Annotated in this window: 19 protein-coding genes and 1 pseudogene; 13 read left to right on the forward strand and 7 right to left on the reverse strand. The window is 68.4% G+C overall.

Annotated features, from left to right (window positions below):
• The first annotated feature begins 38 nt into the window (after positions 1-38).
• The 6 genes from ABT006_RS23780 to ABT006_RS23805 are packed head-to-tail and all read left to right on the forward strand — an operon-like array spanning position 39 to position 10,506.
• The gene (locus tag ABT006_RS23780; RefSeq protein ID WP_350709691.1) at positions 39-3,305 is read left to right on the forward strand and encodes a non-ribosomal peptide synthetase; all 3,267 of its coding nucleotides are present in this window, start codon (positions 39-41) and stop codon (positions 3,303-3,305) included.
• A complete protein-coding gene (locus ABT006_RS23785) occupies positions 3,302-6,232 on the forward strand; it encodes a type I polyketide synthase (protein ID WP_350709693.1) in 2,931 nt (976 codons plus the stop codon). Before ABT006_RS23780 ends, ABT006_RS23785 begins: the two co-directional genes overlap by 4 nt.
• Complete coding sequence (locus tag ABT006_RS23790) at positions 6,232-8,007, forward strand: non-ribosomal peptide synthetase (RefSeq protein ID WP_350709695.1); 1,776 nt, start codon at positions 6,232-6,234, stop codon at positions 8,005-8,007. Before ABT006_RS23785 ends, ABT006_RS23790 begins: the two co-directional genes overlap by 1 nt.
• Entirely contained in the window at positions 8,000-8,851 is an 852-nt protein-coding gene (locus ABT006_RS23795; RefSeq protein ID WP_350709697.1) for a thioesterase II family protein, read from the forward strand. The genes ABT006_RS23790 and ABT006_RS23795 overlap by 8 nt, the downstream gene beginning before the upstream one ends.
• A gap of 21 nt (positions 8,852-8,872) precedes the next feature.
• Positions 8,873-10,264: an AMP-binding protein gene (locus ABT006_RS23800; protein WP_350709845.1), complete on the forward strand. Its 1,392-nt coding sequence runs from the start codon at positions 8,873-8,875 to the stop codon at positions 10,262-10,264.
• Positions 10,261-10,506, forward strand: a complete 246-nt coding sequence (locus ABT006_RS23805; protein ID WP_350709699.1) for an acyl carrier protein — start codon at positions 10,261-10,263, stop codon at positions 10,504-10,506. Before ABT006_RS23800 ends, ABT006_RS23805 begins: the two co-directional genes overlap by 4 nt.
• Positions 10,507-11,382: 876 nt before the next feature.
• On the opposite strand, the gene ABT006_RS23815 is transcribed toward ABT006_RS23805, so the two are convergent.
• Together ABT006_RS23815 and ABT006_RS23820 are read right to left on the reverse strand one after the other, a co-directional pair.
• Positions 11,383-12,186, reverse strand: coding sequence for an ankyrin repeat domain-containing protein (locus ABT006_RS23815; protein WP_350709701.1), 804 nt, complete (start codon positions 12,184-12,186; stop codon positions 11,383-11,385).
• On the reverse strand, positions 12,183-13,301 hold the full coding sequence (locus tag ABT006_RS23820) for a hypothetical protein (RefSeq protein ID WP_350709703.1): 1,119 nt from the start codon (positions 13,299-13,301) through the stop codon (positions 12,183-12,185). Before ABT006_RS23820 ends, ABT006_RS23815 begins: the two co-directional genes overlap by 4 nt.
• Before the next feature lie 567 nt (positions 13,302-13,868).
• On the opposite strand from ABT006_RS23820, the gene ABT006_RS23825 reads away from it, so the two are divergent.
• Entirely contained in the window at positions 13,869-15,824 is a 1,956-nt protein-coding gene (locus ABT006_RS23825) for a GTP-binding protein (RefSeq protein ID WP_350709705.1), read from the forward strand.
• 525 nt (positions 15,825-16,349) lie between these two features.
• Here the strand turns inward: ABT006_RS23825 and ABT006_RS23830 are convergent.
• Positions 16,350-16,814, reverse strand: a complete 465-nt coding sequence (locus ABT006_RS23830; RefSeq protein WP_350709707.1) for a MarR family winged helix-turn-helix transcriptional regulator — start codon at positions 16,812-16,814, stop codon at positions 16,350-16,352.
• A 76-nt stretch (positions 16,815-16,890) separates the two neighbouring features.
• On the opposite strand from ABT006_RS23830, the gene wrbA reads away from it, so the two are divergent.
• The 3 genes from wrbA to ABT006_RS23845 all read left to right on the forward strand — a co-directional run bounded on the left by wrbA (position 16,891) and on the right by ABT006_RS23845 (position 19,930).
• Entirely contained in the window at positions 16,891-17,571 is a 681-nt protein-coding gene (wrbA, locus tag ABT006_RS23835) for an NAD(P)H:quinone oxidoreductase (RefSeq protein ID WP_350709709.1), read from the forward strand.
• 26 nt (positions 17,572-17,597) lie between these two features.
• Entirely contained in the window at positions 17,598-19,025 is a 1,428-nt protein-coding gene (locus ABT006_RS23840; RefSeq protein WP_350709711.1) for an MFS transporter, read from the forward strand.
• 551 nt (positions 19,026-19,576) lie between these two features.
• On the forward strand, positions 19,577-19,930 hold the full coding sequence (locus ABT006_RS23845) for a hypothetical protein (protein WP_350709713.1): 354 nt from the start codon (positions 19,577-19,579) through the stop codon (positions 19,928-19,930).
• 72 nt (positions 19,931-20,002) lie between these two features.
• Here the strand turns inward: ABT006_RS23845 and ABT006_RS23850 are convergent, their stop codons facing one another.
• The gene (locus ABT006_RS23850) at positions 20,003-20,473 is read right to left on the reverse strand and encodes a UPF0158 family protein (RefSeq protein ID WP_350709714.1); all 471 of its coding nucleotides are present in this window, start codon (positions 20,471-20,473) and stop codon (positions 20,003-20,005) included.
• Positions 20,474-20,630: 157 nt separating this feature from the next.
• Between ABT006_RS23850 and ABT006_RS23855 the strand changes: the two genes are divergently transcribed.
• Positions 20,631-21,308 carry a YwqG family protein gene (locus ABT006_RS23855; protein ID WP_350709716.1) on the forward strand — a complete coding sequence of 226 codons (678 nt, stop codon included), beginning with the start codon at positions 20,631-20,633 and terminating at the stop codon, positions 21,306-21,308.
• 179 nt (positions 21,309-21,487) lie between these two features.
• Here ABT006_RS23855 and ABT006_RS23860 read toward each other — a convergent pair whose 3' ends face one another.
• Complete coding sequence (locus ABT006_RS23860; RefSeq protein WP_350709718.1) at positions 21,488-21,982, reverse strand: DinB family protein; 495 nt, start codon at positions 21,980-21,982, stop codon at positions 21,488-21,490.
• 323 nt (positions 21,983-22,305) lie between these two features.
• Here ABT006_RS23860 and ABT006_RS23865 point away from each other — a divergent pair.
• Positions 22,306-22,459 (forward strand): annotated as a pseudogene (locus ABT006_RS23865) (IS5/IS1182 family transposase); the annotation flags it as partial.
• 82 nt (positions 22,460-22,541) lie between these two features.
• Here the strand turns inward: ABT006_RS23865 and ABT006_RS23870 are convergent.
• Positions 22,542-23,750 carry a helix-turn-helix domain-containing protein gene (locus tag ABT006_RS23870; RefSeq protein ID WP_350709719.1) on the reverse strand — a complete coding sequence of 403 codons (1,209 nt, stop codon included), beginning with the start codon at positions 23,748-23,750 and terminating at the stop codon, positions 22,542-22,544.
• 533 nt (positions 23,751-24,283) lie between these two features.
• Positions 24,284-24,832 (reverse strand): hypothetical protein, encoded by a 549-nt coding sequence (locus tag ABT006_RS23875; RefSeq protein WP_350709721.1) that lies wholly within the window; start codon positions 24,830-24,832, stop codon positions 24,284-24,286.
• 242 nt (positions 24,833-25,074) lie between these two features.
• On the opposite strand from ABT006_RS23875, the gene ABT006_RS23880 reads away from it, so the two are divergent.
• Positions 25,075-26,625 (forward strand): peptide-N4-asparagine amidase, encoded by a 1,551-nt coding sequence (locus ABT006_RS23880; RefSeq protein WP_350709723.1) that lies wholly within the window; start codon positions 25,075-25,077, stop codon positions 26,623-26,625.
• The last annotated feature ends 167 nt before the right edge of the window (positions 26,626-26,792 follow it).

Raw genomic sequence — 26,792 nt, forward strand, 5'->3', positions numbered from 1 at the left:
CGAGGCGAACGGCCGGCGACACGAGTCAGCTGCGATCAATGTGGATTCCGCGAGTACGGTCTGTACCTTCGGTGGGGCAGAGGCTAGAGTTCGCTCCGCGACCTCACACTGGCCAGCAACGTGAGCACTCGCGCAACTCGGGGGGTCAAAAGGTGGTCTCGAAGAGCCTCCCTGCGCTCTCGTCAGCGCAGGGCCGAATGTGGTTTGCCTACAAAGTCGATTCCTCCAGCGCCGAGTTCACCGTGGTGTGGGCGGCCCGTTTGATCGGTGCCGTCGACACCGGGAAACTCGCCGCAGCCTGGCGGAGCGTGTTGATCAACCATGATGAGTTGCGACTTCGCTTATTGGACTCGTCAGCCGAGCCGAGTCGCGACTACTGGCCTGTCGACGACATGGACATGTCCATTCGCGTGGTCGCTCCCGAGCAACTCCAGCTGGAGTTGGAATCCGCGGTCGGCCGGGTGTTTATGCTGGACAAGGAGCCCTTGGCCGACCTGGCGCTCCTGCGGCTCGGGTCCCAGGAACACGTCTTGGTCCTCAGCGCCCACCACGCGGTGCTGGACGGCCGGTCGCTTGACATCGTCATCGACAACCTGTTCGCCAGCTACGACGGCCGGTCCGGCTCGCCGGCGGGCCCGTCCTATCGCGACTACATCGAGGAAGAGGCGGCCGAGTCTCCTGATCCTTCCCGCATCGACCGCTGGGTCGAGGAGCTTCGTCTCGACGAGGAGGAGGACGAATCCACGCCTCTGGGGCTGCCATTGCAGAGCCTGTCGCAGGACAAGAATGCCGGCACCGTAAGGGAGAGGCTGTCCCCTGAGGCGTGGTCGGCGATCCGCGATCTCGCGCGAAGTCGTCGCACCACTCCACACGTGGTCGGACTGGCGGCATTCGCGCTGACGCTGAGCCGATACCGCGACACGGAAAGCCTCCTGATCGGCGCGTCGATGGACACGCGCTCCGCTCGTTTCGCGGACACGACCGGCACGTTCGTCAACCCTGTGCCGGTGCGACTGCGCGATCTCGCAGGTGCCTCTGTCGCCGATCTCGTGCGGGGAGCCCACGCCAGTCTGCTCAGGTCGTACGCCAATCGGGCGATCCCCTTCGACCAGCTGGTGCGCCGCGTTCATCGGGGTGCCGACGCCGGCACGACTCCGGTGTTCCAGGTGCTGTTCAACTTCGAGCCCACCCGGGCGATCCCGGACGTCGCCGGCGTGACGGTGCAGCCCCTTGACCTGCCAACACGGATCGCGCAGTACGAGCTCACGTTGACGCTACGCGAAGGCGGCAACGCGGCCGAGCTCGTCGCGGTCTTCCGGCGGGAGCGTCACGCCGAGGAGGACATCCGCCGCCTGCTGAACAGCGTGCGATCGGTCCTGCAACGGTTCGTCGAGTCGGATGATGCTCGGAACGAGCTCGTCGTCTCGGCCGAGGAGCGCCGCCACCTCTTGGCACTGGGGCGGGGAGCCGGCGTGGTGGGCGACCTCCGACCCATCCACGAGCAGGTGGTCGACGTGGCCGGCCGGTGGCCGGACAGGACGGCCGTGGTGGCCGGAGCGAACTCGCTCACGTACTCCGAGCTGGCACGGCGCTCTCTGGCCCTGGCCCACGTCCTGCACGGTCATGGTGTCGGTCGTCAGACCCGGGTCGGCGTGCACTTGTCCCCGTCGGTGGATGCGGTGGTGGCGGTACTCGCCGTGCTGCGTGCGGGAGGTACGTATGTGCCCCTCCACCCGAACGATCCGCAGGCGCGCATCCGGGCGGTCCTAGACGACGCCGGGGTCGACCTGCTGGTCACCGAGTCGACGGACATCCCGGGTGTCACCGCCGTTCAGCCGCGGCACGACGCCGGCCACGACGCGTCCCACGTGACTCTGCCCGAGGCTCGGCCCGAGGACGCCGTGTATGTGATCTACACGTCGGGGACGACCGGGGAGCCCAAGGGCGTGGTGGTGGAGCACGCCTCACTGGCGAACTCGACGGCGGCGCGCCACATGACCTACCCCGGAACGCACACGTTCCTCCTGCTCTCACCGCTGTCGTTCGACTCCTCGATGGCTGGACTGTGGGGCACGCTGTCGGCTGGCGGATGCCTCGTCGTCGCCGAGGCCGACGAGATCAGGGACCCACGCCGGATCCTCGAGATCATTCGCCGTCACTCGGTGACGACCATGCTCAGTGTCCCGGCGCTCTACGCCTCCGTGCTGGACGCGGCCGAACGGGACGCCATCGATCCCGCGATGTCGCTGTCCACCGTCATCCTCGCCGGCGAGTCGCTTCCCGGCGCAACATCGGCCCAGCACTTCGCCTGGCATCCCGACGCCGATCTGGTCAACGAGTACGGCCCGACGGAAACGACTGTCTGGAGCACGTTCCGCCGTCTGCGGCCCGGCGATCGCGTCGACATCGGCGGGCCCGCACCCGGCTCGCACCTCTACGTCCTCGACCGGCACGGCAACCTGATGCCGAGAGGCGCCGTGGGTGAACTGTACGTCGGCGGTGAGCGCGTCGCTCGAGGCTATCTGGGCAAGCCGGAACTCACCGACCGGGTGTTCGTCCGCGATCCCTTCGCGCAGGAGCAGTCCCGGATGTATCGGACCGGAGACTGGGTCCGCTGGAATGACGACGGCGGGCTGAGCATCTTGGGGCGCCGCGACCAGATCGTCAAGCTGCGTGGACATCGTGTCGACCTCGGGGCGGTCGAGTCGTCGACGCGCTCGCTGCAGGGCGTGGTGGACATCGCGGTGCTCGTGGCACCGAACGGCGCCACGTTGGAGGCGTTTCTGGTCCTCGACGGCGACCGCGACGTCGAGTCGCTTCGCGCGCGGCTCGGGGAGCTGCTGCCACCGGTCATGGTGCCCAGCGTCCTTCACCGTGTCGACCGGCTGCCGCGGACGTCGCGCGGCAAGGTGGATCGAGATGCCCTCATGGCGCTCCGGAGCAGCTCGGCAGGCGATGCCGACCGCACCGCCGTGGCGTCGGAGGCACACGGCGACGCACTGGCCGCGATCCATGCCGCGTGGTGCGAGGTGCTGGAAGTCCCGACCGTCGCCCACGACGTGAACTTCTTCGACGCGGGAGGGCATTCACTGCTGGTTCCCCTCCTCCAAGCGGAAATCGAGGATCGTCTCGACATCACCATCGACATCGTCGAGCTCTTCTCGGCCACCACGGTGGCGGCGCAGAGCGCGGCGTTCGGTCGCCTCACCGGCACGGCCGAGGTCAGCCCCGTGGTCGATCCGCGACAGGCCAGACTCGCGGCTGCCGGTCGTGCCCGACGAGGGCGTGGCGAGGGCGCCCAGTGAGGGATCGGTCGCTCGACATCGCCGTGACGGGTGTCTCCGCGAGGCTTCCCGGGCCGGCGGACCTCGATGCCTGGTGGGCCGCCGTGTGCAGAGGGGAGGCGCTCACCACTCGGCTCGACCCCGCGCAGTTGCTCGCGGCCGGCGTCGCACCGAGCGTCTCCGAGGCCCCGGACTATGTCCCCGTGCGCGGCTTGATCGCCGACATCGACCGCTTCGACGCCGAGCGTTTCGGCATGAGCGCTCGCGAGGCGCAGCTGACCGATCCCCAGCACCGACTCATGCTGGAGGCGACCTGGTCGGCGCTGGAGGACGCCGGACGCAATCCGCTGGAGGACCAGCTCCGCACCGCGGTCTTCGCCTCGTCGAGTCCCAGCCGCTACGCGGCACAGATGCTGCGCAGGCCGGATCTCGATCCCGATGTCGTCGAACGGATCGACATCGGCACCGGGCGCGACTTCATGGCCACTCGGATCGCGTACCGGCTCGGCCTCCACGGGCCTGCGATGGCGGTCTCGACCGCCTGCTCCTCATCGCTGGTGGCGGTGCATCTCGCGATCCAGGCGCTGACCAACGGCGACTGCGATCAAGCGGTGGTGGTGGCCGCTTCCCTGGGGTGGCCGGCGGCGGGCCACCGGTACAGCAGCGGCGGGATCATGTCGAAGGACGGGGAGTGCCGCCCGTTCGACGTGGACGCGACCGGCGTGGTCGGTGGTTCGGGTGTCCTGGCCGTCGTGCTGCGCCGCTTCGTCGACGTCGGCGACGAGATCGCGTTGCACGGCGTGCTCCTCGGCTCGGCCGTGAACAACGACGGAGCCGCCAAAGCGGGGTTCAGCGCGCCCGCCGCACGGGGACAGGCGGACGCGATCCGGTCGGCGCTCGTTTCCGCGGATGTGCGGGCGACCAGCCTCGGATACCTGGAAACCCATGGCACAGGGACGCGGGTGGGCGACTCGATCGAGTGGTCGGCCGCGACGACCGTCCTGAAGGAGGCGGGCGTCCCGGACGGACAGGTCGCGGTGGGCGCGGTCAAGGCCAACATCGGGCATCTCGACGCCGCCGCCGGTCTTGCCGGACTCGTCAAGGCCATGCTGGTGCTAAGTCATGCGCGCATACCTCCCGTGGCGAACTTCCGCAGGCTCAACCCCCTACTCGGCACGGCCGCCTCGCCCCTGCACGTCCCCTTGGAAGCGCAGCCCTGGTCAGGTCCCGAACCACGCCGCGCGGGTGTCAGCTCGTTCGGCATCGGGGGAACGAACGCGCACGTCGTCGTTGAACAGCCCCCGTCCGTCCGGCCACCGGCACCGCACTCCGGCGACGAGCGGCTCAGGGTGATCGTCCAGTCGTCCGGTCGTCAGGACGCACTCGAGCGCGATGCCGAGCGCTTGGCCCGGCATCTGGAAGACAGCGACCAGGGGCTCGCCGACGTCGCCTTCACGCTGCGAGTCGGGCGGGCTCCGCAGATCGAGCGACTCGCCTTGGTCGCGCGCAGCGCGGCGCATGCGGCACAACAACTGCGCACCGGTCGCGGCGTCGCGCGAGGACAGTCGCGAACCGGAGCGACGCGCCCCCTGATCTTTCTCTTTCCTGGACAAGGAAGTCAGCGTCCCGGAATGGCCACGCCTTTCCGGCGGTCCCTGCCCGGGTTCGACGGCTACCTCGAACAATGTCTGCACTACTTCGACGCCGCGCTGGCCGACCGGGTTCGCGCGGCCATGACGGATCATCATTTCCCCGATGACCAGATGCGGGACACCTCGCTGGCGCAGCCGTGCCTGTTCGCCCTCGAGTACGCCGCGACAAGGGCATTGGAGCAGTTCGGACTGCGCCCCAGCGCGTTGGCGGGCCACAGTGTGGGTGAGGTGACGGCGGCCTGCATAGCCGGAATGCTGGATCTGAAGCAGGCGGCGAGCCTGATCGCCCTGCGCGGCCGGTCGATGCAGGACTGTCCGCCGGGATCCATGCTGGCGGTCAGATGCTCGGTGGCCGAGGCCGGGGAGCTCATCGAGGCGTCGGGTGGCCGCGTGGAGCTGGCGGCGGTGAATGGTCCGCGCGAACACGTGTTGAGCGGCACCGACCTGGCGATGGACGAGGTCGAGCGTCACCTTGGTGGGCTCACCGGAAAACGCCTGCGGACCTCCCACGCCTTCCATAGCCGGCTGATGGAGCCCGCAGTGAACGATCTCCTCGTGCACGCGGGTGATGACTGGGGCGACGAGATCGAGATCCCCTTCCTGAGCTGCTTGGACGGCGTGATGATCGAGCGGGGCTCGCGGCGCCGGCTCGACATGTTCGCCAGGAGCGCCAGGGGCACGGTGCGGTTCGGCGACGGCTTGGCCACGATCGCCCGCACCTTCCCCGACGCGATGGCTGTCGAGATCGGGCCCGGGCGCGCCCTGTCCGGACTGGCCGCGGCTGCCGGGATCGATTGCCTGCCCTTGACGGGCACCGCGCACGAGGACGATGACGCCCCCGCACGAACGGTGGCAGCACTCTGGGCACAAGGACTGCCCGTCGATCTCGCTGTCCTCGCTCCGCCTGGTCGGCGGGTGCACCTTCCCGGCTCCACCTTCGCCGGCAGCCCGAGACACGTCGCACCCGAGGCAGAGCTAGCTGTCGAGACAGCGGCGCCTCTCTCCGAACAGCACCTGGCCGAGGGGCGCACCGCCGAACCCGCCGGGCGCACCCCCGCCGAGGAAGTGCGCGCGGCGTGGGCCGAGTTGCTCGGCACCCAGTCTCCGCGGCCGACCGATGACTTCACGGCCGAGGGCGGTGACTCGCTGACGCTGATCCGTCTCGCTCGCCGGCTGGAGAAGGTGTTGCCGGTGACCCTCGAGCTGGCGGACCTTGTCGACGCGCGGACCCTCGGCGATCAGATCACGTTGGTCGAGCGGCTGCTCGACCGTCGCGGCATGGGAGACGACTCGTAGTGGGAGAGCATTTCGAAGGCATCGCGGCGGCGTTCGAGCGCCAGGTGCGCCTGCGCCCCGCCAAGATCGCGGTCCAAGACCCGCTGGCTAGCGCGACATTCGCCGAGGTCTGGTCCGAGAGCAACCGCGTGGCATCGGCCTTGCGGGCCAGAGGCATCGAGCAGGGATCGGCGGTCGGGATACTCGGCGTCGGCTCGCGGGACAGCATCGTCGCGATGCTCGGGTCGTGGATCGTGGGAGCCCACGTCGTGCCGTTGGCCCCCGAGCATCCGGTGGACCGGATCTCACGGACGGTGTCGGCGGCGTCCGTACAGCTTGTTGTGGAGACCGACGCGTACTCCCTTCCTTCCGGCGTCGCGGCCCCGACACGCGGACACCTACGACAACTGGTGGAAGAGGGGCAACCCCGGGGTCCGGAGGCCATCCCGGTCGACCGGGCCGATGCGACGGCCTACGTGCTGTTCACGTCGGGTTCGACCGGGGACCCCAAGGGGGTGTGCGTCCCTCAGGGTGCCCTGTGCGCCTTGGCTCTGCGAGACAGCCCGACGCGCTTGAGCGCCGACGACACCTTCCTGGTCCACACGACCCTCGCCTTCGACCCCTCGATGTTGGAGATCTGGTCGGCACTCCTCGTGGGCGCGGGCGTGCTGTGCGCCCCGGGGAGCGGAATGTCGCTGCGCTCGACGGCCGACCTGCTCAGCGACGACCGCGTGACGGTGGCGGTGCTGACGCCTGCCGTGTTCGCCCTCATGGTCGAGCGATACCCGGAGTCTCTCGCCGGCCTCCGCCGGTTGATCGTCGGAGGCGACGTCATGCCCGTGGGGCAGGCGCGCGCGGCGAAGGCCCTGTGCCCGGACGTCGACATCATCAACTGCTACGGGCCGACCGAGAACACCGTCATCAGCACCGCCTTCCGGCTCCAGGAGTGGGACGGAACGGGTGATTCGGTGCCCATCGGTGTTCCCGTCGCCGGTGCCACGGCCCATGTCGTCGATGCCGAGTTCCAGCCGACCGCGCCCGGAGTCGTGGGCGACCTCGTCGTCGGCGGTGACCGCCTGGCCAGCGGCTACCTCCAGGACCCGGAGACGACCCACGCGCGGTTCACCGCGGACCACTTCAGCTCGCTTCCGGGAGCGCGCCTCTACCGCACCGGCGACAAGGCGTCGCGGCGTGCGAACGGCGTCCTCGAGTTCCACGGTCGTGCCGACCTCGAAGTCAAGATCAGAGGTGTCCGCGTCAACCTCACCGAGGTGGAATCCGCCGTCGGATCGGACCCCGCGGTCGCCGAGGTGGTCGCGGTCGCCGTCGGCTCGGGACACGAGCGCCGGGTCGTCGCCTTCGTCCGAGCCGCCGACGGTCTCGACGGAACGGACGCGAAGGGCATCCGTACGAGGGTCGCGGAGCGTGTCCCGACCTATCTGGTGCCCGACCACATCGAGCTCGTCGAGGAGTTCCCGCTCACCGGGTCCGCCAAGGTCGACCGCGACGCGCTCGCCGGCAGCGTCGGTGTCCTCGGGCACGACGACGGTGCCCCGCAGGAGCCGAGCAGTGCGGACCTCGCGGCCTTCTGGCTGCGTCGCACGGGTTCTGCCCCCCGCGCGGGAGAGAGCTTCTTCGACGCGGGAGGAAACTCGCTGGACCTGATCCGCTTCATCGACGACGTGGGCGCCGCCTACGGCGTCGAACTGGAGTTCGAAGACGTGTACGGTGTGGCGAGCTTCGAAGAGCTGCGGCGTCTGGTGGTCGCGGCCGCAGGGGAGCGACGCGATGGGTGACGGCCAGTGGCTCCGCACCCTCACGCCGAACGTGGCAGCTCGCCGTCGCCTGGTGTGCTTCCCGCACGCTGGAGGGTCGGCGAACTTCTTCCGCTCGTGGGTGCCCTTACTCTCCCCGGACGTAGCGCTGGTGGCCGTGCAGTACCCGGGGCGCGCTGACCGACTGCGCGAGCCCTGCGCCACTAGCCTTCTCGAGATGGCCGCCGAAGTGGCCGAGTCGTTGAGGGCGGCGCCGGCCCAACCCACGACGTTGTTCGGGCACAGCATGGGCGCGATCGTGGCTTACGAGGTCGCGCGCCTGTTGGAGTCGTTCGGACAATCCGTCGAGCGCATGGTCGTCTCCGCCTCGCGAGCGCCGCACGAACGCGACGGTGTCGCCAGCCTCGACGTGTGGAACGACGACGCGGCGCTACGCGCGCTGGTCTCCCTCGGCGGGACCGTGGATGATCCTGAGCTGCTCGCAGACCCACGGGTTCGTGCCCTCGTTCTTCCCTACCTGCGCGCCGACTACACGATGCTCCAGCGCTATCGACACCCGTCGGGCGCCGGCCTGGGCTGCGAGCTGCTGGTGGTCAGCGGGGAATCGGACACCCATGTGACCCCCGATCATTGCGCTCGGTGGGCGGATCTGACACATGGACGGTTCGCGCACGTTGTCCGTCCTGGCGGGCACTTCTATCTGGCGCCCGATCCGCCCACGGACCTGTTTCTGGGCCCCCTGCCCGACGGACTGGGCCGCTCCTCGTCGAGTCGCGACCCGCTAAATGTTGCACCAGGTCGGTTCGATGCCCCGACAGGCGACGACGCCGAAATCGGTGTCCACGGTCCTCGAAGGGTCGGCTGACGCGTGCTCACAGAACTGTTGGTGGCGCCGGTTCGTGCAGTCGCCGCGCACACTCCCTCGGCACCGGCCATCGCCGATCCTGATCGGACGACCTCCTACGGTGAGCTCGTGTCGATGATCGACGCGACCGCCGACTCCCTGCGTCGGGCGGGCGTGAGGGCGGGGGAGACTCTCTCGTTGCACGCGGAGCGTCATCGGGATCTGCCGATCATGCTGCTCGCCGCCTGGACGGTCGGAGTGAGCGTGCAACTCATCGACACGACGTTGCCCCGCATGCGGATCGAGCAGAACGAGCGAGCCGTCAGGCCGAGGTGGCGTCTGCGGCGCGATGGCCTATCTCGGCTCGACGATGCGCTTCCCGCCCACCCCGAGTGCAGTCACATCCTCATGACCTCGGGAAGCGCCGGCGTCCCGGCAGCGGTCGCCGTGTCGGCTGCGGGTCTGGCCGGTCCGATGCGGTGGTACTTGTCCGAGTTCACTCCGGGTCCCGATGACCATGTCGCACTCGTGTCCGGTTTGGGGCATGATCCGCTGCTGCGTGACATCCTGGTTCCACTGCACAGCGGTGGAACGCTGGTGATTCCTCCGGCCGACGTTCTGCGCAACCCGAGGGCCGTCGCCGAATTCATCGACTCGACCGGCATCAGCATCCTTCATTCGACGCCTGCTCTCCTGGAGTTGGCGATGGCTGGTCGACCCGCGCGACTGGACCACCTGCGCCTGGTGGTCTCCGGCGGCGCACCTCTTCCGGTCGGACTGGTGCGGCGACTTCGGGGGATGACGGACTCGGTCGTGGTCAACGCCTACGGCGCCACCGAGACACCTCAAATCGCGTCGTGCTTCATCCTCGGCCGCGGGGTCGTGCCGGATCCGGCGTTGTCGGACGCAACGACGCTCGGAGTGGGCGAGGGGGTCGCCGGCGCCCAACTGCTCCTCGTGGACGGCGAGGTGGTCGTACGCAGCCGGTACCTCGCTCTGGGCTATGTGAGCCCGGGCGGTCGCGCCGATCGGTTTATCGACGATCCGCTCGCGGAGCCCGGGTATCGCGCGTACCGCACCGGTGACCGTGCCGTCGCGGGCGACCGGGCTGACGGCCCGAGGATCACGGGCCGACTCGACAGGCAGATCTCCGTCAACGGCCTCCGGATCGCACCCGAGGAAGTCGAGGCCGCGGCGCTCGGGCATCCGGCTGTGCAGCAGGCGCACGTCGCGCCGTACGACGGCCCAGCAGGGACGCTGGTCGGCCTGTCGGTGGTGTTGAGCGAGCCGGTCGAGCCGGAGGTGTTGCGCGCGTTCTTGAGGGCGCGACTGCCCAGCCGCGCTGTCCCGGTCATGATCTCGATCCGGCAGAGTCTCGCGCTCAACCACAATCACAAGGTCGTCGGGGTGCCGAACGTAGAGGTGGCGGAATGAGTCTCGAGGTCTCCCATGTCCTGCAGGTCGTCCTCGACGCGTGGGAACGCACCCTGGGCATCGAGGGAATTCACCGAGACGACAACTTCTTCGAGCTGGGGGGAGACTCGATCACAGCGATCAGGATGGTTCCCCTCATCAGCGATGCGACCGGAGCCGATCTTGGCCCGATGGCCGTCTTCGACTATCCGACGCCGCAGGGAATGGCTGAAGGAGTCGTCAGCCTTCTGGAGTCTGAGTAGCCCGCGTCCCGGCCTCGTGCGGCTGGACCAGCGTGCCTGGGGCGGTATGCCCCCGGCGCCACTGACGGATCCCCTTACGCCACGTCTCGGCCCTGCCGATCCCCAGCCGAGCCGCCACCGCCGTGATCGCCGCCCAGTCCGACTCGTAGTTCGGCCGCACCTGTCGCGACCAGCCGCACCGCCCGCTCCCGCAGCCCCTGCGGATACGGCTTCGTTCCTGTCATCTCTCGATCCTTCCCAAGCGGGGAAGTCTCTACAAATCCGGGGCGGTTCACCTGCAGCCGCTAAAGACGAACTTAAAACAGGCGAGTCCGATGGCATGGTTCGCCATCGGGCTCGAGCAGTTCACCGCCGCTCGTTGCGCGGTGTCGCCGGCGGATACGTCGCTTCAATGATCAACGTTCCAACTGGCACTGCACGGCTCTGTGACGTGCCCCCGGCGCGGCACCAACCTGCGCCAGCATCCCGTTCCCCCGAGGGTCTGTCAAACGAACGACCCTGTTTCACGTTCGGTGGTGACGGCGGGTAACGGGTCGTTGTCTTCTCCTATGTCGAGTCCAATATTCCCAGGTCAGAGGGGCGAGGCCGCCGGCGGATGCCTCGGATCGGTGGTTAGCCGACCTTGCGTTGTTCTTCCCCCTCGCCTGTTGGAACTTCTTCCGTTCGGACAAGGTAACGACATGCCGCATCAGTCAATAAGCAGCCGCCTAGCCATGAGACTGCCGCGACGACCAAGAGGTCAAAAAGTCCGATATCCGTGAGGCGTCCGAGGATCCACGAAACCGCGGCGATTACCGCTGCGGGCCATGTGAGCCATTGCGGCCGAACCTCGTGAACGTCGGTACGCACGCGCACCTCTCAACGTCGTCCGCCTACTCATGTCTTGCATGGAACCACAACCATATTGGTTGAAGTCGCTGGGCGGCAACCTGGTATGCCAGCCACGGCATACTGGCTCATCGAACTTGATCGGGCAGGCCGGCGTACTGGCGTGAGGGGTTGTGGTGGATTGGGTCGAGTCGGACGAGGACGGAATCCCGGTGGTGTACCTGGCCACCCGGGATGAGCAGGCGCGATGCTGCTCGCAGCGCGGGGTGCGGGCGCGGCGGGTGAAGCAGTGGACCACGACCCGGCTGCGGGATCTTCCGATGGGAGGGGGCGCCCGACGCGGCTGCGGTGGCGCAAGCGCACGACGGTGCGGGTGATTGGCACGTCGTCCAGCCCGGCGTGGCGCTCGCCCAGCATGAATTGGACGTTCTGGCGCTGCCAACCGCGGGCCAACTGCAACGCCGTCATGCCGTCGCTACTGATGGTGTCGGTGGCGGCGCCTGCCAGCAGCAGGGCAGCGATGACCTGTCGTTCGTTGCGTTCGGCCGCGTGCATCAACGCGGTCCGCCCGTGCTGGTCGCCGGACTCCACGTCAGCGTCAGCCTGCAGTAGCACGTCCACTGCAGCATGGTCTCCTCGCCGGGCGGCTATGACGATCGCGCTCGCCCCGGCGTCTACCAGCAAAACAACGATTTCCAGCCGGCCGCTGCGGGCGGCCTCGACGAGCACGGACCCCCGGAACCGGCCCACTTCCGCATTCGGATCAGCCCCGTCGGTCAAGGCCTGCGCGACGGCTGCCCCGTCACCGGCTTGCACCGCTTCGACCAGGTGTTGATTGGCGGTGTGGTTCATCGCTCGTCACCTTCTGCCACGCCAGAAAACGCGCCGAGACGCAGCCGCGCCGCTACATGATCGACGAACCAGGCGAAGAAGTCGCTGGTGGGGCCGAGGCCCGCGCGGACCGCGTCACGCCAATCCGGCCGGTCGAGTACTGCGAGGTAATGCTGCACGATGCTGTCCCGCTGCTCGGCAGTACAGCCGCATCGGTTCGGAGGCTTGGCCGCCAGATAGTCGGCGATGATCGCGCCGTCGGCGTACCGATTTGCTGTCGGCGTCTGCTGGGCGAGGTGAGCAGCATGCGCGGCCAGCACGACAGGTGCCGGCGGGTAGTGCTCGAGGGTCATGCCCATGCCATTGCAGTCGGCCATGGTCCTCCGGAGCCGGCCGGTGTGATCGATCAGCTCGTCGTCAGCATCGGGGCGGGTGATCGCTTCGTGCAGGTGCGCTGTGGTGGCGACCTTGCCGGCGAAGTAGCCGTTGAGGTAGTCGCCATCGCAGGCATGGCGCAACAGCCACGCCCGGGAACCGGCGGCGCCTTGTCGGCATAGCGCCTCGACGACGTAGACCCGGCCCCAGCCGGCGACGCGCTCGGCGAGCCACAGCAGCGCTTCTGCACCTCCACGGCGGCGTTGCAACGCCTCTGCGGCCAACGGGCCGAACCGGTTCGACAGCAGACCGATGGTTTGGATCAGCGGGATGTCGTCCTCGGCCCAGTCTGCGGCCAGCAGCGCGAGTCCGACCGTGGCGGCGCTGCGGTCGGTGCTGTGCCGCACCAACCACCGGCCGGTCTGTCGCACTCGCTGCCGGTCCGCGCGCAGCGCCGCGGCAACGATGTGGTCGTTGCGATGGATTGGGACGTGGGCATCGCGGAAGGCGTCGACAAGTTCACTCGCCTGCGCGTCAGGCTGACTGAAGTGACTGTCGAGGATGACAGCGACATCGGCTCCGTCGAGTCGTCGATCCCTCGCGCGCCGGGTTGACGGCCGCGAGCGGTGACGTACTTCGTCCGGATACGGCTCACCGTCGCGAGGCAGAACACCGTCGGGATGTTGCTGATGGAGACGTAGAGCGTGTTCGAACAAAGTGATCTGGGGTCCGAGCAGTCCAGGCTCGGTCGTCACGCTCACCGGCGGACGGAGGACTCGATTCTCTCGATCATGGCCGCGATGATCCCACCCCCACACGGCCTTCAGCAAGCGGCAGCGCCCCGTCAAGCACGTCGGGCTGATCGAGGTCGTCCACGAGTTCCGGCCCGACAGTGGGCCGACGGGTGACCGGCGTTGGACGCGTCTGAGCGGCTCGCGAGGGTTCAGCATCTCCTGGCCGGCTTACCAGGGCCCGACGGCAACCAGCTACACCGGGACGCTGCGTGGTCGCTCCGAGCGCACTGGCCAGCCAGTGCGCTCGGAGCGACGAGATGAGATCGTCCGGGGTGCGAGTTCCGGCATGGGCGCCCGAGATGGTCGGCGCCGGGTCAGATGCCGAGTGAACTCCGGGTGGCCTGGACGGTGTCGAACAGTTCCTCCGTCCGGGACCGAATTCGGTGGCGGCGGTCGCAGCGGCCGTGCAACCTGGAACTGTTCGCCCTGCAACCGAATGGGCAGGGTGCCCAACCGCCAAACCGTGATGAGGAGTGACAATGCGAGCAGCTTCCACGCTCCGGACCCTTGCCCGTCCTACCGTGGAGTCCTGCCTTGGCCTTGTTGAACCTCGGAATCGTCGCCCATGTTGACGCTGGAAAGACCAGCCTGACCGAACGCCTGCTCTACGAGGCGGGCGCCGTGTCCCAGCTCGGGAGCGTCGACGCCGGCACGACGCGGACCGACTCGATGGAGCTGGAGCGCCGGCGCGGCATCACCATCCGGGCGGCCGTCACGTCGATCGTCATCGGTGATCTGAGCATCAACCTGCTGGACACCCCCGGCCATCCCGATTTCATCGCGGAGGTCGAGCGTTCGCTGGCCGTGCTCGATGCCGCCGTGCTGGTGGTGTCGAGCGTCGAGGGGGTCCAGCCGCAGACCGTCGCCATCTGGCGGGCGCTGCGCCGCATCGGCGTACCGACGGTGTTCTTCCTGAACAAGGTGGACCGCCGCGGCGCCGACGTCGACCGGGTGATGGCCCAGGTACGCCAGCGTCTCGGCGCGCGTCCGGTCCTGCTCACCACGGTCACCGGCCAGGGCGGGCGCGACGCCCGGGTGCGGGTCGTCGGCCTCGACGCCGAACCGGTGCTGGAGGCAGTCGCGGAGGTCGACGACGCGGTGGCGGCGCGGTGGCTGACGGACCGGCCGGTACGCGTCCGCGACGTCCGGCGTGCGCTACGGAACGCGGTGCGCCGCACCGAGCTCACCCCGGTGGCGTGCGGCTCGGCGATCACCGGAGCAGGCGTACGGCAGCTGTGCCATCTCCTCGCCGACCTGCTGCCGCGCGGTGAGAAACAGGACGGTCCGCTGGCGGGTACGGTCTTCGCCGTCGACCGGGACGGCCACGGCCGGCGGGCCTGGCTGCGATTGTGGTCTGGGCGTCTGCGCGTACGGGATCGGGTGCAGCTCGGCGGAGCCCGCCCCCAGACGGTGACCCAGATCGCCGTCATCGAGCCCGAAGGCGTGCTGGTGCGCCCCTCGGTCTCCGCCGGCCAGATCGCCGCGGTGCGCGGCGTGTCGGCCCGGATCGGCCAGCACATCGGGGACCCGCCGCAGCGGCACGCCTACCGGTTCCCGCCGCCGACCAGGCAGGCGGTCGTCGAGCCGGTCGAACCGGAGCAGCGGTTGGCGATGTTCGCCGGCCTGGCCGAGCTGGCCGACGAGGACCCGCTGGTGGACCTGCGGCTCGACGAGCAGCAGGCGGAGGCGGTGATCCGCCTGCACGGGGAGGTCCAGAAGGAGGTGCTCGCCGCCCTCCTGGAGCAACGGTACGGCGTCCGGGTGCGTTTCTCCGGCACGCTGACGGCCTGCATCGAACGGGTCGCCGGCACCGGAGCAGCCGAGGAGCGGGTGCACGAGCGCGGCAACCCGTATCTGGCCGGGCTCGGGTTGCGGATCGAGGCCGCCCCGGTCGGGCACGGCATCGAGTTTCTTCCCGGTATCGAACCCGGCCGGCTGCCGCCGGCGTTCGTGGCCGCCACCGAAGAGGGCGTGCGCGCCGCACTCCGGCAGGGCCGTCACGGCTGGCCGGTCACCGACTGTGTGGTCACCATGATGGCTTCGCGGTACTGGCCTCGGCAAAGCAAGCCGCACCAAAAGTTCGACAAGTCGATTTCGACCGTCGCGGCGGATTTTCGCAATCTCGCCCCGGTCGTGGTCGCCGCAGCGCTGCGGCGGGCCGGTACCCGGGTGTGCCAACCGATCGAGCGGTTCGACGTGAACCTTCCCCAGCACACGGTGGAGACGGTGCTGGCGTTGCTCGGCCGGCTGGGAGCGGTGGTCCACGACACCGCTGTCGCCGGCGGGTACCTCGAGGTGAGCGGCACCCTGCCGTCATCCCGGGTGCCGCAGGTCGTTGCCGCTCTTCCCGACCTCACCGGTGGCGAGGCGGTCCTGACCACCACCTTCGACCACTACGCGCCGGTCACCGGTGAGGACCCGCCGATCTTGCCCCGGCGCGGACCCGACCCGGGCGACCGGGAGGCGTGGTTCCGTGCCGTACCGCGGTAGGCCGGTCGAGACGTCGCGGGATGCCCGCCGGTCCTGCTGCCGGCGGGGTCGATGGGTCAAGCATGCCGGCGTCCCTCCTACGCGACCGATCGCGGCGCTACCCCGGCACGGGCCCTTCGGGGTCGAAAGCCGTTGTCGCAGCCGGCCGTACCCTGGGTGCCGCGCTGGGCCGTGCACGCCGCGTCGATGATCCGCTTCAGCCGGGCGTCGTTTTCGTCGGTCCAGGCGAAGGGAATGTTGTCCCGATCGGCCACCAGTTCGTCGTTTGATCACCTCCGCGTAGACCTTCAGGCTGTTGTACCACTCGCCCTCGTCCGCGCCCCAGTTCTCGAACGTGTCGAAGTCGGTGTCGTGATGGATCGGGTACTCGAGGAGACCGTGGATGCCGATCGTCCCGGGGAAGAGGAGCTCGAGCAGGGCCCACAGCGAGAGTCCGATGTCGGTCCCCGAAAAGCGTGACGACGACCCAGGAGGTGCCGGCGGCGGCAACGGGCGCGACCGCGACGAGCCGAACCGTCTGAACAGCTATACCGTGTCGGCGGCTGTGTGGGTGGCCGGGCGCCTGGTGTCGACGTTGCCGGTCATGGTGTTGAGGATGGCGGGTAGTTCGGCCACGGTCTGGGCGGGCAGGCCGGTCACGGTTTCCTCCGCCAGAGCGTGCCATAGCTGCTTGACATGGTCGGCGAGTGCCTTGCCGCTGTCGGTGAGTTCGACGATGCTGGCGCGCTTGTCGAAGGGGGCGGGTTCGCGGCGGATGTGGCCGGAGGCTTCGAGCTTGCGGGTCATGAGCGTGACGCTGGGCGGTTCGCAGCCGAGCGCCTCGCTGAGCTGGGCCTGGATTCTCGGACCGGTCCGGTCGAGTTCGAGCAGGAGCGCCTCTTGGCCGGGGTGCAGGCCGAGCGGGGCCAGCAACGCGGCGGCCCTGGCCCGGTGGCGCAGGCTCAGCAGGCGGATGGCCTGGTTGAGGGCGTCGGCGTACGCGAAGTCCACGGGCTCTCCTTGACAGGTTAGTTACGCGCATAACATTATGCGCGTAACTAATTCTAGCAACACCGAGGAGCCGGACATGACCGTGAAGGTCGCTGTCATCTACTACAGCGCGACAGGCAGTGTGCACGCACTCGCGCAGGCCGTCGCCGAGGGTGCCGCCTCGGCCGGGGCCGTCGTGCGGCTGCGGCAGGTCGCCGAGCTAGCACCCGACAGCGCGATCGACCAGAACCCGCAGTGGCGGCGGCACGCCGAGGCGACGGCGTCGATTGCCCAGGCCTCACTTGAGGACCTGGCGTGGGCCGACGCGTACGCGTTCGGGACACCGACGCGGTTCGGCGCGCCGGCCGCGCAGCTGAAGCAGTTCATCGACCAGGCCGGCGGTCTGTGGCAGGAGGGGAAGCTGGCCAACAAGCCGGTGACGGCCTTCACCTCAGCGTTCAACCGGCACGGCGGCAGCGAGGCCACGATCTTGTCGCTGGGCAACGTCTTCTACCACTGGGGGTCGCTCATCGTCCCGCCCGGATTCACCGATCCGGTCGTGTACGCCGCCGGTGGCAACCCCTACGGCACGTCGCATGTGACCAGCCCGAACGGAGACGGCCCCGATGCCGCGGCGCTGGAAGCGGCCAGGTACCAGGGACTTCGGCTGGCCAAGATCACGCTCCAGTTGCTGGGGGATCACGTCGTCGCCGATGCCGCCGTGGGCAACGGGAACAGCCACGGAGCCCTGGCCGAAGCAGCCTGCCGGACCGCGTGAGCGGCGGGTTAGCAAGGAGAGAAGTCATGACAAGCACCAGCACCGCAACTCAGCGGGCCAGGCTGCAGGCCGGATCCTCCTGGACGGTCCTGGCGCTGGCGTGTGCCTGCCAGTTCATGGTGATCCTGGACGTGTCCATCGTCAACGTCGCGCTGCCCTCGGTCCAGCGGGATCTCGGCTTCACCGCCACCGGCCTGGCCTGGGTGGTGAATGGCTACGTGCTTACCTTCGCGGGCTTCATGCTGCTGGGTGGCCGCGCCGTTGACCTGTTCGGCCCGCGCCGGATGCTGGTCGCCGGGCTGTTCCTGTTCTCCGCCTCAAGTCTGGTCGGCGGCCTGGCAACCGCTCCCGAGATCCTGGTGGGGGCCCGCGTCGCGCAGGGCGTGGGCGCCGCGATGCTGGCCCCGGCGACGCTGGCCGTGATCAACACCTACTTCACCGAGCCGCAGGCACGGGCCCGGGCGTTCGGCGCATGGTCCGCCTCGGGCGGTGTGGGCGGGATGGCCGGCGCGCTCGCCGGCGGCGCCATCACCACTGGCCTGTCTTGGCGGTGGGTCTTCCTCATCAACGTACCGATCGGCGCCGTGCTGATCGCACTGGCCATGATGTCGCTGGTCGGCACACGAGCCAGCCGGCGGGAATCGCTCGACCTCACCGGCGCGGTCACGGGAACGGCTGGACTGGCCGCGCTGATCTACGGAGTCATGCAAAGCGCCGACCATGGCTGGACGTCCGTGCGGGTTCTCGGGCCAGCCGTGGCGGGCCTGCTCCTGCTCACCACCTTCACCGTGGTGGAGGCGCGTTTCGCCGCCCAGCCGATGATGCCCCTGCGGCTGTTCACGATCCGGACCGTGGCCGTCAGCAACGGCATGCTGCTGCTGTTCGGCGGGATCGCCATCGCGATGTGGTATTTCACGTCGCTTTTCATGCAGAACGCACTCGGCTACGGCGCACTTGAAGCCGGGCTCGGGCAGACACCCGCGGCGGTGACGTTCGTGGTGATCGCGCGATTCGCCGCCAACCTGCTGCCCCGAACCGGTGTACGCCCTCTGGTACTGGCCGGCAGCGCCTGCTTCCTCGCCGGCTTCGGCTGGCTCGCCCAGGCCGACACCGACAGCGACTACGTCACGAGCGTGCTCGGACCCACGCTGCTCATCGCCGTCGGCATCGGCCTGACCTTCCCCACCCTCATGGCCGCGGCCACCGCCGACGTACCCGAAGGCGACGCGGGCATCATCGGCGGCCTGGCCAACACCGCCAGCCAGATAGGCGGCTCGTTGGCCCTAGCCGTACTCGCCACAGCCGCCAGCGCCAAGGCCGGAACAGACGCCGCCGACGCCGGATCTCCTGCCGCCCTCGCCGCCGGCTACAACCTGGTCTTCCTCATGGCAGCCGGGATCGGCCTAGCTATCGCGATAGTCAGCCTGCTGCTACCACAACACCGGCGCGGCTGACCACGGCGACGCCGCGTGCTCACTCGCCGCACCCTTGCGTCCGCGTACGGCAGGGGTGCGGCGAGCGCCTGGTCAGCTCACCGCAGTTCCGCAAGCGCACGTTGCGGCTGCCAGACGAGCCCCGGGGAGACGAGTCGAAGCACGAGGCGATCAAGGCCGTAGCGTCGAGGCTGGGAATCGCCGCAGAGCCGCTGCGTCGTTGGCAGCGCGCCGAGCAGTGCCGGGCGCCGGGCAGAGCCCCAGCAAACCCATCGAGCCGGCATCAGGCCGACTGAGCCGTTGCATGGACTTTCCTGAGCCGCATCAAATGCGGCGAGCCAGGGCAGCAGCACAACGAGATGGCCATGCTGTCGATCGCCGCACGCGCACTACTTTCGGCAGTTTCCGGGCGTTGGCCGACGTGGAGTGCCGGCCACGGGGCGTGACGGCTCCCGGCTGGCTGCGCGCCCGGACGTCGGCACGAGAGTTGGCCGGATGTTGGAGTGCCCCACCATCGACAGGACGCTGTCCGGCGCTAGTTTTCGGTGTGCCGCCCCGGGACGTGCCTGCCGATGAGCCTTTCGAGAGCCGAGACCTCGAACTCGGACGCACCCTTACGGTCCTGGGCCGATGCGCACGCAGCATCGCTGGACCTCGAGCTCGAGGGTCCGCTCGATGCGCCGGGCATGGACCCCACCTGGATCCTTCGTATGTCCGGGCCGCGAGTCGAAGCTGAGGTGCACCTGTTCTACGGACCGCATGTAGACATTTCGGTAGTCCTGACCCAACATCCCGAAGACGGGATGTTCGTCTCGGGCGAAGACGGCATCACGGGGCAGTGGCTGACCGAGATGCTCGACGGACTCGAACAGATGAGTCGCGAAGACGCCATGCCGACGTGGCTGCGCCGACCGTCAGGCCCGTAGCCAACGAGCCACGCGCCATCTGCGGCAGATCCGTGCGTTCGTCGTACAGGAAGTCGCGGCGTGGACGCCCGCTCAGGGAAGGTCGGGATCCGGGTGCTCGGCCGCGAAACGCTCGCCCGCTTCCTCGTCGACCAGCGAGTTGTCGACCAGCCATTCAACCGCCCGCCGCCTTGCGCGAACCTCGCGGAAGGCGTACCACGCCGGCAGCAGGTGCGGATACTCCTCGTGCAACTCGTTCTTGAACCGCCGGAAGGCACCCCGGCCCTGGATAGCTCGCGCGAGTCGACGGCCGGCCGCCGCGTCACTGATCCTCTCAGCGAAGCCGGCCATGTCCTGGTACCAGACGTAGGACGGCAGCGGATCGATGCCCACCAGGTCGAGGTCGTCAAGTTCGACGGGCGCGTGTCCGTCGATGCCGCCGTCCGTCGTCCAGAACACGATCTCGCCGGTCTGCGGGTTGATCAGCCATCGGTGCTCGTAGTCGGTCTGGTCCTCGAGCGCGGTAGCGATCTCCTCCAGGTCTAGCCTGCTCAGGTCAAGCATCCAGCCACCATAAACCCGCTTCATTCCGCGTTTCGACCAGCGACAGCACGCGACAGTTCTGGGCGGCGATCATCGCTGTCGACCCGCCATCACACGACCAGCGCTGTCACGATTGGCTGCGGGCCGGGTGCTGGGGCTATCTGCTACGGTCGCCGCCATGGCTGCCGTATGGCGGATCGCGAACTATCACCAAGCCAAGGCACCGGTGACCGAGCCGGTCACCAAGTTCGGCGGTCAGCCCGTCTGGCTCACCGGACCGCAGTGGCCGGTCAGCCAAGGCTGGGACACCCCGATGCGGTTCGTCTGCCAGATCGCATTGGAGCCCGAGCTCGCCGGTGCCGGCCCGGGGCGGCTGGCCTACGTGTTTGTCACCCATGGCGACCACGGCAGCGACGTGGAGCACTTCGACCCGGACGTCATCTTCCCCGACGGCGGCGAGAACGCCGTCATCATCCAGCCCGGCGGCGTCTTCGACGGGTCGACCAGCCCACTGACCAGCGGCCCAACCCTCTACCACGGCGACGGGTCGCCGGCGGAGTACACCGTCGAGCTGGTCCGCGGCGAGGACCCCGAGCACCTGCCGTACGACGCCTACATGGCGCTGCCGCCAGACGAACGGGACCGCTACTTCCAGGCACTGGACCAGGACAAGATCGGCGGGACGGCGCTGATGCTCAACGAGCACGACTGGCCCAAGAGCGGGCCGTGGCGGCCCCTACTGCGCCTCGATGCGAACTGGAAACCGTTCTACCTCAACCTCGGCGCCGCACCGGTGGCGTTCGCGTTCATCTCCACCGACGGCCGGCACGGGTGTTTCCTCGTCCAAGACTCGTAGTCAATCCTGCCCGTACGCCAGTCGCCAGCGGCGAGCACAACGCGCCCTGTCAGCGCGCGCTCGCGGCAGATCAGTGCGCTCCTCACCGTCACCTGGCCGACCCGTCGGGCCGTGGTCTCCGCGCGCTCGACGACGCTGTATAGCACCGGACGGGGGGTACGGCCCCGAGTCGCGATCTCTTACCGACCGGTGGCGCCGTCGATAAGCTCCCGCAGGATGTCGGCGTGACCGGCATGCCGGATGGTCTCGCTCGTCATGTGGGCGAGCACCCAGCGAAGCGTACGAGGCGCGTCACCGACCGGCTGCGCGGTGAGGACGTCCGGGCCAGCGGCTGCGCTGATGTGGGTGTCGCTCTCGGCGATCGCAGCGCGGTAGCCGGCGATGATCTGATCTGGGGACCGGTCTGGCTCGACCACCATGTCGAAGTCCAGGTCGGCGTAGCGCGGGTCGCCGGCGACCGTGTAGCCGAACCAGTACCGTTCGGCGTCGGTCAAGTGCTGGACCAGGCCCAGCAGCGTGGTGTCGGAAACGACCAGGCGGCGCCGCAGTTGCTCCTCGTTCAAGCCCGCGACCTTCTTCAGCACGCATGATCGAGCGAAGGACAGGAAGGCGAGGGCGGTGTCGAGCTCGCCACCGTCGTTCCGCGGTACGGCTTCGCGTTGGGATTCGATCATGGCTCGACCTTACGTGATCGTCATCGAGGGGAGGCAGGCGCGGATGTCGTCTGAGCAGTTCCGACCAGGCTCCCGCTCATCGGCTACTTGTTCACTTGCCCTATGACCGGTGTCTGGCGAGCCTCGGCCCAGGCGCCCGGGCTGTCGCTCTCTCATCGGCTGCCCACGCTGATCGTGTGGATCTGTTTTGGCCTGCGCAGTCCCAGGCGTCGCCCAGGGCGGGGAGAGGCTCAACAGGGGTTTGCTCGGCTCGAAGTAGCGTTGCCCTCCCGGCTCGACAACCTGGACAGGATCGAGCATCGGAAGACTCTGATGAGCTCAGGGTGTCGCACCCCGCCGCGCATCGGGTCATCGACGCCGTCGGGCCCCTTGCTCGCTCTGGCGCCGGGGCGCCGGCGTCGGGTCGACCAGATCACCATCGTCGACGGCACCGTCATCCCGACGCGGGATCACCGCCTGGCCGTCCCGAGCAAAAACGTCTTTTTCGCGGAAGACGGCGAATAGCTGCTCGCGGTGCGGGTGCAGGTCGGCCTGCCCGCCGCGGTGATGTCCGATGCGGTCATCCGACCGTCAATCTGTGATGCAGCGCGGTGACCGCGGCCAGCTTGCGGGCGCGGGGTGGCACTGCAGCGATTACTGCCTTGGCGGCGACGTTGACGCTTTCGAAGCGCACGGTAGCGTCCAGGTCGTCGAGCACGCTGGTGGCGTAGGCGGTGCCGCCGGTGATGTCGCCGTCGATGACCAGGCAGCGGGCTCGGTGCAGCATGATTTTGGCCCGGTCGCGCGGCAGGTCCGTGTCGTAGAGGCTCAGGGCGCGGTCCTGGGCGGCGTAGGCGGCTGTGGTGTCCCGGCGGGCGGTGTACACATACGACTCGGCGTACCGCAGCCGGACCTCCGGCCAGCCGAACAATGATCCCCGATCGGCGGCAACCTCACTGGGGACACGCTCGGTGAGATCGGCCAGATGCCGCAGCGTCGTCAGAGCCACCGGGTCGCCGAGGTCGGCCTGGGTCTGCGCCAGTCCTCCCAGCAGCACGCAGGACGCACTGTTCGGGGCAAGGTGCTCGCCTAGCCGCTCCTGCGCCAGGGTAAGGGCTTCGCCTGGCCGGCGGCCGACGTTAGGCCCGTTGGTCACCGCCCACGCGCGCACCCACACTTGCGCGGCCGGGTCCCCGGATTGATCTGCGGCGTCAATGGCGGTGTGCCACCAGCGGCGGGATTGGCGGCGCTCGCCCATGTTCGACCATGCCAGCGCGGTGACGCCGGCCAGGTATCCCGCCGAGCGCAACAGGTCGCGTCGATCGGCATCGGCACCGTCGGCAACATGCTTCTCGAGCACAGCCGCGTCGGCGAGCAGATCACGCAGCATCTGCGCGGGGGGAGCCAGATAGTGGCTGGCGCCGTAGTCTGCTATTGCCTGCCGCCACCACTCGGCGCGGGAGCGGCGGCCGACTGCGTCATGCAGACCGGTGCGGATCGATTCGACAGCGGCCAGCGCGGGAACGGCGCCCAGCAGACCGACACCGGCATCGCGCAGCAACTCAAGCACTTCTCGGCGTTGCACGTCCTCACCTCCCACATCCAGGACGTGGCCCTTATCGGCCAGCGCGCGCTGGTACGCCTTTACCACCGTCGCAGTGGCCGCCCGATCACCACGCTCCACGTTGGACAGGTGGCTGTAGGAGATCCCGGTACGGTGCGCCATGCCCCGCATCGAAATCCCCGCCTTCGCTCGCTCGGCGCGCAGGGTCTGCCCATCGATAAGCATGCCAGCCTCACTTTACCCGTAGCCCTGGTTTGAATACGGCCGAATACCACTCGCTATAGATGCGCCCGCAGCGGGCAAGCGCTGGCCAAAGGTGCGGTTACCAGACCTTGTCGTGCATTGTGGACACGAGTTCAGCAGCTCAAGGCGCTACGCCTTAGATGATCACGTTTGTCAATATCTGCTCCAACTGTCGGCGGCGAGGGTCGAGGGGCCTGGCGGCGGCGCCAGGCCCCTCGGCGGGGCAATGCCTGACCGTGGACGCGCAGTTCGTAGATGCGTTTGCCCCGTCGGTGGTCTGGGGTTGGGGTCTAGATGTTCAGGCTCGCCCATGGCGAGACAGCGTTGTCATGTGCGCAAAAGTTTCGACCACGGTCGATGAAGCTGTCAAGAAGAAAGGACGCAAGGGAAACGCCTCTGCTACCTCACCCACGCGGCCCGTAGCGGCCACCACACGGGCAGTTCGTAGCCCCTTGGTTGCCGAAGTGGGCCACCCACTGGTTGTCCGCTGCCCGGAAGCTTCGGGCTCCGGACTCTCACCCCGGCATGGACAACGACCCGTGCACGGTTGGGCGAGACATCACCCGCGGCGAAGAACTGCCTTCACCGGCTTTGGGTCTGGCTGGTAGGGCCTTGAGCGGCCGGGCGGTGTGCTCGGTGCGGTCGTTGTGCTGGTGGTCGGACAGCAGGCCGGCGATGGCACGGATGGTGGCGTCGAAGTTCTCGCGTCGCCCGTGGTGGCGGCCCAGGATCCGCCAGTTCTTGAGGTGTCCGGTGACGTGCTCGACGCGAATGCGTTGTGAGGGGTGCCGTCTGCGGGCTGCGTCGTGCGCGGCGGCGACGCTCGCAGGCAGCGATGTCTGACGTTTACGCGGTTTGGGCCTCGGGGTGATCACGGCTCCGCGGGTTTCGGCGCCCAGTGCTTGGTGGCCGGCGCCGGCGAGATCCTGGACCTGGAGCGGCGCGTGCAGGAGGAGGTCGACGAGCCCGGCCAAGCCCTCAATCACCTGCCGGGACAGCCCAGTCATCCGACGATTCATCATGACCGCAGCACCAACCATGACGCGAACAGCGATCATCGACACTCAAAGGCTCGCAACCGTGCACAGGTCGTTAGGCCGGGTGCGTTGCGCGGCTCCATGTCGCCGTACCTGCATCCGCGAAGACCGCGCCAACGCTCAAACGATCACCCTGCTTGCCGAGCTCGACTGGATTGCGGTGTTGAACAGTATGAATACACCTCAGATTCGACACCAATCCGGTTTTCGGGCCAGCCGACCTACAATCCTAAACTATGAGACGATTTGCGACCGCTGGTGCCGCGGCAATGGTCCTGCTGCTAGGGGCCGGATCTGCCGCACACGCCGCCACCCCACCCCCAGAGTTCGGCACCGATTGGGACGACCCGCGCACGGCCACTCCGCCGATCGCCAAGCCCGGCGGGCCCTCGTGCACCGTCCGAATTGTCAACAACGAGTTCGTGAATTTCGACCCTTTCGTCGGCTCGTATGCCCCGCCCGCTGAGTGTGCCGGTCCGTGGCAGATGGTGGTGCTGACGTTGCACGGCGCGGTGAAGGGCCGTCAGTTCGACCGATTGGGCCGCTTAGCGCTCGGGGATACAACCATCTTCAAGACGTCCACTCCGGAGCCTTCGGCCGACGGTATCGCGTGGACGGTCGAAAAGGATGTGACCGCATACTCTGACCTGCTGGCGGGGCCCCAGCAGGTGACGATGTGGCTCGGCAACGTCGTCGACGACACCTACACGGGCATCCTGGACATCCAGGTGGACCTGACGTTCTACCCCGGCAGCAGGCCCACGGGAACCCCGGACGACGTGCTGCCATTCACCGGCGTCACCAGCGAGGGTCCGGATAGGACGGGTAGCGTGACGGTCGCCCGCAATACCGAGCGCCTGGTCGCCGAAGTCTACGCGACTGGCTCCGGCGGCGGCTGCGAGGAGTTCTGGTACCTCACCGCTCCCTCGTCCACCGGCTACTCCTGCCCCGCGGACAGCGGCCCCTACCGTGAGGTGCTCGTCGACGGCACCGTCGCGGGCATCGCCATGCCCTACCCGCACATCTACACCGGTGGCTGGTCAAACCCATTCCTCTGGTATGCCGTACCAGCCCCACGCGCCTTCAACGTCATGCCCATCGCCTATGACCTTAGCCCGTTCGTCGGCCAACTCACCGACGGCAAACCGCCTCAGGTGCGCGTGCGCGTGCTCGGTGTCTCGGCCGGACAGAGCGGCTGGGAGGTGCCGACGAACTTCCTCGCATGGCGTGACGTCAACTCCACCCAGGTGACCGGCGCCCTGCTCGCCTCGCGCGTGTCCGATCTGGGCATGTCGGTGACGACAAGCCCGAACGAGGTCAACGTCACGGCGGCACACGAGTTTACGGCCAACGGCTACGTGCAGACCTCGCACGGCCGCGTGACCTACAACGTGCATCGCACGGTCGGGAACACCTCGCGCCACACGTGGGGTGCGCAGGAAAACCCCGACGCGCTCAAGGCGGAGTGGACCGACAACTCCACCGTCGTCGCCGCCGGTCACCAGCCCTCAGTGACCGTCAACAATGCACGGTATGCCATCGACGGCTCGATCAGCGTCTCCGCGGAGAACCGCGTCACCACGACGTTGACGGCGACCGACGCCGCAATCCACTCGACCGTTGGATCGGGCCCGTCCAGCCGTTGGACGCTCGACGACACGTTCACCGGCACGGCGAGCTGGACCCTCGGCGTCCCACGCCCCGACCGCCACGCGACGGGCACCTCCCGCCAGCGCTACCAGCTGCACGGAGACGCCTGCTACGACCACACGCTCGCGACGGTGAACGGCTACTTCACCGAAGACAGCTCAGGCTGTTGACCCTTCGCCGAATAGCAGGAGGAGCGTCCATATACGTCCGTCGGCGTTGGGGTTTGGCGTGTGTCCGGGAGACACGAACCAATGCCCCGCCGCCGATGACGATCGGCAAGACCTTGAAACTCACGCACGTTGAGTCGCCTCCGGGACCTCTTCGGGTTCGCCGAAGA

Origin of the sequence: Micromonospora sp. NPDC002717 (assembly GCF_040295705.1) — a bacterium.
GTDB lineage: Bacteria > Actinomycetota > Actinomycetes > Mycobacteriales > Micromonosporaceae > Micromonospora.

Excerpts from the sequence above, each read along its gene's own strand:
- ABT006_RS23780 (WP_350709691.1), top strand. The coding sequence starts at position 39 with ATGTGGATTCCGCGAGTACGGTCTGTACCTTCGGTGGGGCAGAGGCTA.
- ABT006_RS23795 (WP_350709697.1), top strand. The coding sequence starts at position 8,000 with ATGGGTGACGGCCAGTGGCTCCGCACCCTCACGCCGAACGTGGCAGCT.
- ABT006_RS23805 (WP_350709699.1), top strand. The coding sequence starts at position 10,261 with ATGAGTCTCGAGGTCTCCCATGTCCTGCAGGTCGTCCTCGACGCGTGG.
- ABT006_RS23815 (WP_350709701.1), bottom strand. The coding sequence starts at position 12,186 with ATGAACCACACCGCCAATCAACACCTGGTCGAAGCGGTGCAAGCCGGT.
- wrbA (WP_350709709.1), top strand. The coding sequence starts at position 16,891 with ATGACCGTGAAGGTCGCTGTCATCTACTACAGCGCGACAGGCAGTGTG.
- ABT006_RS23840 (WP_350709711.1), top strand. The coding sequence starts at position 17,598 with ATGACAAGCACCAGCACCGCAACTCAGCGGGCCAGGCTGCAGGCCGGA.
- ABT006_RS23845 (WP_350709713.1), top strand. The coding sequence starts at position 19,577 with ATGAGCCTTTCGAGAGCCGAGACCTCGAACTCGGACGCACCCTTACGG.
- ABT006_RS23850 (WP_350709714.1), bottom strand. The coding sequence starts at position 20,473 with ATGCTTGACCTGAGCAGGCTAGACCTGGAGGAGATCGCTACCGCGCTC.
- ABT006_RS23855 (WP_350709716.1), top strand. The coding sequence starts at position 20,631 with ATGGCTGCCGTATGGCGGATCGCGAACTATCACCAAGCCAAGGCACCG.
- ABT006_RS23860 (WP_350709718.1), bottom strand. The coding sequence starts at position 21,982 with ATGATCGAATCCCAACGCGAAGCCGTACCGCGGAACGACGGTGGCGAG.
- ABT006_RS23870 (WP_350709719.1), bottom strand. The coding sequence starts at position 23,750 with ATGCTTATCGATGGGCAGACCCTGCGCGCCGAGCGAGCGAAGGCGGGG.
- ABT006_RS23880 (WP_350709723.1), top strand. The coding sequence starts at position 25,075 with ATGGTCCTGCTGCTAGGGGCCGGATCTGCCGCACACGCCGCCACCCCA.